The organism is Peribacillus sp. SIMBA_075 (genome assembly GCF_046534585.1).
Genome location: NZ_JAWRYN010000002.1, coordinates 319,885 through 326,383 on the forward strand (window position 1 = coordinate 319,885; position 6,499 = coordinate 326,383).

General features: G+C 39.1%; 5 protein-coding genes and 2 pseudogenes. 5 read left to right on the forward strand and 2 right to left on the reverse strand.

Translation table 11 applies throughout. The features are described from left to right. Positions 1 to 394 precede the first annotated feature (394 nt). The 3 genes from SB775_RS03335 to SB775_RS03345 all read left to right on the forward strand — a co-directional run bounded on the left by SB775_RS03335 (position 395) and on the right by SB775_RS03345 (position 2,182). On the forward strand, positions 395 to 745 hold the full coding sequence (locus tag SB775_RS03335; protein ID WP_410860526.1) for a M14 family zinc carboxypeptidase: 351 nt from the start codon (positions 395 to 397) through the stop codon (positions 743 to 745). A gap of 17 nt (positions 746 to 762) precedes the next feature. Continuing rightward, positions 763 to 894, forward strand: a complete 132-nt coding sequence (locus SB775_RS03340) for a hypothetical protein (protein WP_410860513.1) — start codon at positions 763 to 765, stop codon at positions 892 to 894. Between the two features lie 223 nt (positions 895 to 1,117). Beyond that, positions 1,118 to 2,182 (forward strand): M14 family zinc carboxypeptidase, encoded by a 1,065-nt coding sequence (locus SB775_RS03345; protein ID WP_410860515.1) that lies wholly within the window; start codon positions 1,118 to 1,120, stop codon positions 2,180 to 2,182. A gap of 198 nt (positions 2,183 to 2,380) precedes the next feature. Here SB775_RS03345 and speB read toward each other — a convergent pair whose 3' ends face one another. Then, complete coding sequence (gene speB / locus SB775_RS03350) at positions 2,381 to 3,349, reverse strand: agmatinase (protein WP_061463796.1); 969 nt, start codon at positions 3,347 to 3,349, stop codon at positions 2,381 to 2,383. 421 nt (positions 3,350 to 3,770) lie between these two features. Between speB and SB775_RS03355 the strand changes: the two genes are divergently transcribed. Beyond that, positions 3,771 to 5,117 carry an APC family permease gene (locus tag SB775_RS03355; RefSeq protein ID WP_286140887.1) on the forward strand — a complete coding sequence of 449 codons (1,347 nt, stop codon included), beginning with the start codon at positions 3,771 to 3,773 and terminating at the stop codon, positions 5,115 to 5,117. 289 nt (positions 5,118 to 5,406) lie between these two features. Continuing rightward, positions 5,407 to 5,589: pseudogene (locus SB775_RS03360) on the forward strand (transposase); the annotation flags it as partial. Here SB775_RS03360 and SB775_RS03365 read toward each other — a convergent pair. Then, positions 5,582 to 5,960 (reverse strand): annotated as a pseudogene (locus tag SB775_RS03365) (transposase); the annotation flags it as partial. The pseudogenes SB775_RS03360 and SB775_RS03365 overlap by 8 nt on opposite strands. Positions 5,961 to 6,499: the final 539 nt, after the last annotated feature.

A 6,499-nucleotide genomic window follows, 5' to 3' on the forward strand; every position in this document is an offset into this window, starting at 1 on the left:
ATTTTTCCTTTTATTATAACGTAATGTGATGTTATAGTACAAATCTTCAATTCGACAGACAGACCTCCCGCAACAACAATCCGTGATAAGAATGTCGCGGATCTTTTGCGTGGGAAAATCTGCACTTTTTGCACAGTACCATAAAAAGAGCATGTAACTACGATCTGAATAGGGAGTGCAGCAACCATCTTATAGTTAAAGCAAATGCCCGAATCATAAAAAGCCATAATACGACATCAAATTCCAGCATATTTCTACTTTGCCATTTTGTATAATGAGATAGAAAAATATTTTATGTAAGTGATTGTTGCAATGTGAAAAAAATGGAAAATTGTTTCAACTCTAGGAGTTGCCGTTTTATCGGCAAGTATTGCGGCACCAACATTTGCAGCTAATGAAACATCCCCTGGTACACCCATTCAACAAACTTATTCGGTTTCAGGTTTTCCAGCATGCGGAACTTGGGAAAAAGCTAGAACAAATTGCGAGTGATAGCCAAGGTAAAGTAAAAGTGGATGTAGCTGGATATTCCAATAGAAATAGAGAAATTTATAAAGCAACCGTGGGAACAGGCGACAAAGTCGTTTTAATTCAAAGTGAGATCCACGGAAATGAGACAACTGGTACGGATGCAATCTTGAATATCTTGAGGTTTTTGGGAACCAATTCTCCTGAAGCGGAGAAAATTCGTAAAGAAATTACCCTTGTCGCTTTGCCTAAAATGAATCCGGATGCTGCGAATTGAACCGTCGGGGAAATGATATGACCTGGGCAGAGGTCGTGGAACAGTTTCCACAGATAGCAGGAGCGAATCCATCATGGAACTATTATACATACAAAAATGAATCATTCGATTATGAGTCCAAACCTAAATTGATAGTTTTATCAACTTAGTAACCAGACGGGTACCCGCCTGGTTTTTCTTCATGATCGGTTTCGGCAAACAGAAAAAGTTTTTTGAATATCGCCTTTGTAATTCTTTTCAAGTTATATGGTGTTTAGAAGAAAACTATTTGCAAACATAGGTATTTTTCACTATTAACACAAAGTGTTAAAAATGTCAGAATATTAGTAATAGTTATTTTTATGATTATTAAATGAAAAGGGAGGTTTTTTTTTGAATTTTAAGAAGAAAGTTCTAACAGTTTCATTATCTAGTTTAATGTCTTTAAGCGCTGTAACAGCTGTTGCACTACCAGTCGGAGCGGTTGGAAATGGCCCCAGTGCTGGAAATGGTCAAGTGACAACTTCAAATCTGCATACATACGAAAACTTGGTAAGTTATCTAAAAACCCAGGATGCTAAACAAGAAAGGTTGGCATTGGAAGTAATCGGGGAAACGGTAAAAGGAAGAGATATTTATCTTGCGAAATATATTTCCAATCCTAAAAACCCAACTATACTATTTTTAACTCAACAGCATGGAAATGAACAGCTGACTACTGAGGGTGCTCTGGAGTTCATTAAACATTTAGGAACAAATAAGACTAAAGGGATATTGGAAAATGTTAACATTCTTATCATTCCAATGTTAAACGCAGATGGGGCAATGGGAGATGTTAATTTCTCTCTTGATGACTATTTGGCAAAGGGTGATCGACATCTAACCCGGGCAAATGCAAATGGGGTCGACTTAAACCGGGAGCATGATAAAAAAACCAATCAAATGCAAGTCGAGGTAAAAGCTTTACACGAAAATGTATTAGCAAAATACGATATCGATTACATGATAGATTTACATCATCAAGGGACGTTAAGCGAAACAGATGGTGAACTTGTTTCAGGTTCAATACTTTATCCTACAAACGCAAACGTAAAGCCTGAAGTGCTAGAAGCTTCAAAAAAACTGGGGGCTGTTGTATATAACTCAATTGAACCTACTGGTTGGGGCCATATTGGTAAATATGATGGCGGTTCAGGAGAAAATATAGGCCGTAATGGTGCGGCCGTTCGTTATGATATTGCAACTTTACTCTTTGAGATGCGGGGGATGTCTGACCACAATGTCGAGACAGTTGCACTTGGACAAAAAAGTAATGGCTATCTAATAAAGCAAACAGTCACCACTTTGGATGCAGCTGTTAGAGCTATTGCAGATCATTCAATTGAAACGGTCGATGCAAGCTTTTGGGACACCCTGCCAACACAAACGAATCGTTCTGGGGGAGAATCAGACGAATGAAATGATGACACATCCCATCTGGGATGTGTTTTTTTAAAATTTTCGCATACCGATAGAAGCTCAAACTTGCTCATATTTATAGGACAAGATAAAAGATGACATAGAAAAAAGGCATCTGCTTTCACTAAAAGCAGATGCCTTTTGAACGATAACAGAATCGATCTGAAATGTCCCTTCTTCAATAGTTGATGTTTGTTCCTATAAACTATTTTGGGTCGAATTCTCCTTTTTTTGTTCTTCTTTTAGCTGTAAGGCTACTAAACTGGCAAAGTCATGAATGATGGTGGCTGCCAATAGTGATGTAATTTGAGTTGGATCGTACGGCGGGAGGACTTCCACCAGGTCGAACCCAATAAAGTTGAATCCTTGCAGAGAGCGTATCATTTCTAGGGTTTCAAAGCTATTTAGACCGCCGACCTCAAGTGTGCCAGTACCAGGGGCACAGGATGGATCAACAAAATCAATATCAAAGCTCAAGAAACATGGTGTATCCCCAATGGTTTTCTTGACCTCCTTCACGACATCTTCGATTCCTCTTTTCTTCAGCTCGGGAGTAGTTATCACATTGTAACCTAGATCCGTACTTGAATCTATATCTCCTGGATGATTGAGCGTGCCTCTGATGCCAATCTGGAAAACTTTATCCGTTTGGAGCAAGCCTTCCTCATATGCACGGATAAACGGGGAACCATGCCAATATTTTTCATCATAATAAGTATCCCAGGTATCTGTATGTGAATCAAAATGAAGAAGTGCAACAGGACCGTGTATTTTTGCGGCAGCTCTTAGATTAGCCAATGTTACTGAATGATCCCCTCCGATGCCGATTGGAATGATACCGTTTTTCATCAAGTCTCCCATAGCCTTTTCAATTATCTCATAGCTTCGATGTATATTATGGGGAATTACCGAAACGTCCCCAATATCAATGGCATTACATTCGTCAAACGGAAATACCTTGTGAATGGGATGGTAAGGAAACAACGTCATGGATGCCTGGCGGACAGCCTGTGGAGCAAACCGAGCTCCTACCCTGAATGAAGCAGCTGTATCAAAAGGCATACCTACCACTGCCAATTTGGCATTTTCTCTTGAAGATGGTAAGCGCATAAATGAACCGGTCGTACAAAACTCTGGTTTAACATCAGGGGATAATGGATATTTCATTTTTCTATTCCTCCATTTTCTTATAACGATAATAGTTTTGAAACTCATATAAATGAATTCCTATGGATGATTAATTATGCAATTATCATGCCAAGTCACAGTAAGTGGTTTTTTGTGGCTTCTAACCAGATATCATTTGAATGGAATATGCAAGTGCGAATAATTTATGGGAAATTGAATCGCCAATTATAAGATGCTGAACGACTTTTATTCCTATAAATCAATCCAATGCAGGTAAGAATGCAGGAATAAAAAACATTTCTAGCGTAATTCATTTATCGAAGTAAACCGAAATCAGATGGCACAAAACTTGCATTAAGGTATACAGTGGAAATTTTTATAAAGAGGGAGGCATTGAAATTTATCAATTTAAAAAATATTGATCCTACAATTTGAAAACGGTTTCAAGGAGGAATGATAGGTGGAAAATGAGGTAACATTGAAAAGAACGCTGAAATTATGGCAAATTGTTATGATGGGGTTAGCTTATATGACACCCATGGTCGTATTTGATACATTTGGCATTGTATCTGGGATTACGGGGGGCCATGTGCCGACTGCTTATATCGTCGCGTTGGTAGGGATGCTTTTTACAGCTGCAAGCTATGGAAAACTAGTAAAGGTTTTTCCCACTGCAGGTTCTGCCTATACTTATACTCAAAAGGCCATTAACCGACATTTAGGATTCCTGGTAGGATGGTCTTCGTTGTTAGACTATTTATTTTTACCTATGGTAAATGCATTGTTGACCAAAATTTATCTCACTGCTTTATTTCCAGAAGTTCCATCATGGCTATGGGTAGTATTATTCGTGGCAATTGTCACCATTCTCAATCTCCGCAGCGTTAATGTACTAGCTAACTTTAATGCTCTTTTTGTTTTAATTCAGATTGCCATCATGGCAGTGTTCATCATTCTTGTTATCAAAGGTTTGCACAATGGAGAAGGTACAGGGGAAGTGTTTACAATAAAACCTTTCATAAATGAAGGAATGGACTATTCGGCTATTATAACCGGAGCCACGATTCTTTGTTTTTCCTTTTTGGGGTTTGATGCGGTAACGACACTATCTGAGGAGACGCCAAATCCGAAAAAAACGATTCCAAAAGCGATATTTTTAACTGCACTTTGGGGTGGAATCATCTTCATTACCTCTTCTTTCTTTATTCAGCTCTTTTTTCCGGATATATCGCGTTTTAAAGAACCTGATGCTGCGTTGCCGGAAATCGCCCTTTATGTAGGTGGAAAGCTATTCCAATCCATTTTTCTGTGCACGACTCTTGTCAATACGCTAGCATCAGGACTCGCATCACATGCCAGCGTTTCACGACTTTTGTATGTCATGGGTCGTGATAAAGTGTTTCCGGAAAAATGGTTTGGGTTTATTCACCCTAAGTGGAAAACGCCAGCCATTAATGTTCTCATAGTTGGAGTCATTTCATTGTCGGCTTTATTCTTTGATCTAGTCACAGCTGCATCACTGATCAACTTTGGTGCATTAATGGCATTTACCTTTGTAAATCTGTCAGTGGTCAGCCATTTTATCATCCGGGAAAAAAAGCATCGTACTATAAAGGGATATATCAATTACTTAATTATGCCTTTAATCGGAGCTATATCAATTGGCATTCTCTGGATCAATCTTGAGACAAGTTCACTAATAATGGGGTCAGGGTGGTTTATTATTGGTTTTTGTTATTTATTATATATCACAAAGGCATTCCGAACGGCCCCGCCTCAATATCAAGTTGAAGAGATTCAACTATGAGGCTCGCAGGGAAAAATGCATCCTAAAAAGGATGCGTCAGACTGTAGACAAACCCGATGAAAATCGAGTTTGTCTATTTTTTTAGCTTATACAATTTGGACGTTGATTTGAACGTAGGGCACTCGCTTTCCGCGGGCGGTCGGCCCTCGGCTTTCGCCTTTGGTGTCTCCCCTAGACGCGCTTTTCTAAGCAGGAGTCTCGCACACTCGCTCCAATCAACTTTGAGTATTAAAACTTGAGGTGATGAGGATGCTTTCTAAACATATATATTCAGCGAGATCAACTTGAAATGATTACTTTAGATCAACTGGTGCCAGCGAACCATTTGGTCCGAAAAATGGAGGCCGCCATTGACTTCTCATTCCTATATGACTTGGCGAAAGATATGTATTCAGAGGTAGGACGCCCAAGTATTGATCCAGTTATTTTATTTAAACTGACATTCATTCAATATACAATCGGTATTCTTTCTTATTAAGTTTATCCAGTGGAAAAGGTTTTTTATTATGGTTTTCACGGTCTTGATTTATTTCTTCTTGAAGTCGTCCTTGATACGCACGTGTTTCCTTGCGAACGATTTTCTTTTCGAATCTTCGAATATTTGCAATGGCTTTCACATGTGTGGAATCGACAAATATGTGCTCTGCACTGATTAACTTTCTATAAGCAGCTGCCATTAAGATGCGATAGAAAATCTGTAAATAAGTCTGTATCTTTAAAGCGTCGCTCATAATTTTCCCCGAACGTTGAAAGCGGCACTTTATCATGGCAACCATAGCCTAAGAACTAACGGTAAGCTATATTTGTTTCAACTTCTTCAATCGTTTTACGCATGGTTGACAAGTAATTGAAAAAGTTGGGAAACCAGAAGCTGTTACCGCATATGCAGCTTATAAAACACCGGCGATTACAAGCTATCTATTTGGTCATAAAATAACACCGGCTTTACGTATACGTCCTCGAACAAAAGAAGGATTCTTCCGCAAACATGACTAAGTTTACGATGAACATTTTGATTGTTAGACCTTTGCCCATCAGGAGAGATTTTTAAATACTCCACGACGAATAAAGAGGGCATCGCGAGTAAAAGACCCAATTCCTTAATATTGAGCAAAATTCAAAGGGAATTTCAAAAGGGGTTCGGAATGATTTAATTCCGAACCCCTTTTGTCGACAAACTGACGCATCCTAAAAAGGATGCTTTTTTTGTGCGCCCGGCATGGGTGCAATCTATAGGGTGGAAGTCCCGAATCATGAAGGCAGTAGTAGTGGTTAGCTTAATGCAAGGGTGTCCACGGTGACGTGGAATCTGAAGGAAGCAAGCGGCAAACCTCCGGTCTGAGGAACACGAACTTCATATAAGGCTAGGTATCATTGGATGA

Coding starts and splice junctions, on each gene's coding strand:
- SB775_RS03340 (WP_410860513.1), top strand. CDS start 763: ATGACCTGGGCAGAGGTCGTGGAACAGTTTCCACAGATAGCAGGAGCG.
- SB775_RS03335 (WP_410860526.1), top strand. CDS start 395: ATGAAACATCCCCTGGTACACCCATTCAACAAACTTATTCGGTTTCAG.
- speB (WP_061463796.1), bottom strand. CDS start 3,349: ATGAAATATCCATTATCCCCTGATGTTAAACCAGAGTTTTGTACGACC.